The 1,459-nt window shown below is 63.3% G+C and carries 2 protein-coding genes; one reads left to right on the top strand and one right to left on the bottom strand.

Annotated features, from left to right (window positions below; all coding sequences use genetic code 11):
* Positions 1–269, bottom strand: a 269-nt coding sequence (locus tag NKH19_RS33250; RefSeq protein WP_352874166.1) for a LexA family protein, incomplete at its 3' end; no start/stop codon positions are given.
* 45 nt (positions 270–314) lie between these two features.
* On the opposite strand from NKH19_RS33250, the gene NKH19_RS33245 reads away from it, so the two are divergent.
* Positions 315–1,439, top strand: coding sequence for an IS630 family transposase (locus NKH19_RS33245; protein WP_352732724.1), 1,125 nt, complete (start codon positions 315–317; stop codon positions 1,437–1,439).
* Positions 1,440–1,459 lie beyond the last annotated feature (20 nt).

Genomic DNA, 1,459 nt, shown 5'->3' with positions numbered 1-1,459 from the left:
GGTTGTAGCCGGGGCAGGCTATCGGGTTTGACGAGCAGTTCGATGCTGCGCGCGAGGCCGGGTTGCCTGCGGATCAACCCGCCGCGCTCGAGGGTGAGCACCATCTGGTGGACGGAAGGTGCGGTGACGCCGAAGAAGCGCTGCATGTCGCGTTCGGCCGGCGATCGACCGTTGAGCAGACCGTAGGTCCAGATGAAGGCAAGATACTGGCCCTGCTTTTGTGTGAAGCGGGGTCGGTCTGGCGACTGTCCGTCAACTAATTGATTCATTTTTTGATTCTTCCGGAACCTCCGCAAGCGAAGGAGGCCTTCCGGATGAATGTACGCTATCGCGTCGATCTCGACCAACCCGAACGCGACGCACTCACAGCGATGCTGCGCAGCGGCAAGCATCCAGCGCGCAAGCTCAAGCGAGCCCAGATCCTGCTCGCAGCCGATGCCGGCCTGGGCGACGAGACCATTGCGACGACGGTAGTGGTCGGTGGCTCCACGGTCTACCGCACCAAGCGCCGCTTCGTGGAAATGGGCTTGGAGGCGGCACTCAGCGAAGAGCCGCGCCCCGGGGCGGAGCGCAAGCTGAGCGGCAAGGAGGAAGCCTTGCTGGTGGCCACCGCCTGCTCCAGCCCGCCGCCCGGGCGGGCCCGCTGGACCCTTGAGCTGCTGGCCGATGCGTTCGTCAAGCTGACCGAGCACGAACAGCTGTCGCGCGAGACGGTGCGTCGGCGCCTGGCCGAGAACGATCTCAAGCCCTGGCGCAAGGACATGTGGTGCATTCCCAAGATCGATGCAGAATATGTCGCGCGCATGGAGGACGTGCTCGACCTCTATGCCGAAGCAGCAGATCCGAAGCGGCCCGTGGTATGCTTCGACGAAAGCCCGACCCAACTCATCGGCGAAGTGCGTCAGCCGATCCAGGCCGCGCCGGGAAGGCTGGAGCGCTACGACTGCGAGTACAAACGCAACGGCACCGCCAACCTGTTCGTCTTCCTCGATGCGCATCGTTCCTGGCGCAAGGTCAAGGTCACCGAGCGGCGCGCAGCACAAGACTTTGCCCACTGCATGCGCGACCTCGTCGATATCCATTACCCGCAAGCCGAACGCGTCAGGGTGGTGCTCGACAATCTGTCGACCCACACGCCCGCCGCGCTCTATCAGGCCTTGCCGGCATCAGAGGCGCGACGCATCCTGCGACGGCTGGAGTTCCATTACACGCCCAAACACGCGAGCTGGCTCAACATGGTCGAGATCGAGATCGGCGTTCTGCGCGGCCAGTGCCTCGATCGCCGGATCGACAGCTACGATCGCCTTGTCGCACAGACCGCTGCCTGGGAGCACCTGCGAAACACCAGCCGCGCCCGCATCAACTGGATGTTCTCAACCGAACAAGCGCGCCTTAAATTGGCCAAGGCCTATCCAAAGCCAACGGCCAAAGAGTCATAATCCCTGTGCAGAGGTACTAG

This window comes from Mesorhizobium sp. M1338 (genome assembly GCF_040318045.1).
Classification (GTDB): Bacteria; Pseudomonadota; Alphaproteobacteria; order Rhizobiales; family Rhizobiaceae; genus Mesorhizobium.
The sequence above is the reverse complement of the archived record's forward strand: the minus strand, read 5'-3'. Positions and strand labels throughout refer to the sequence as shown.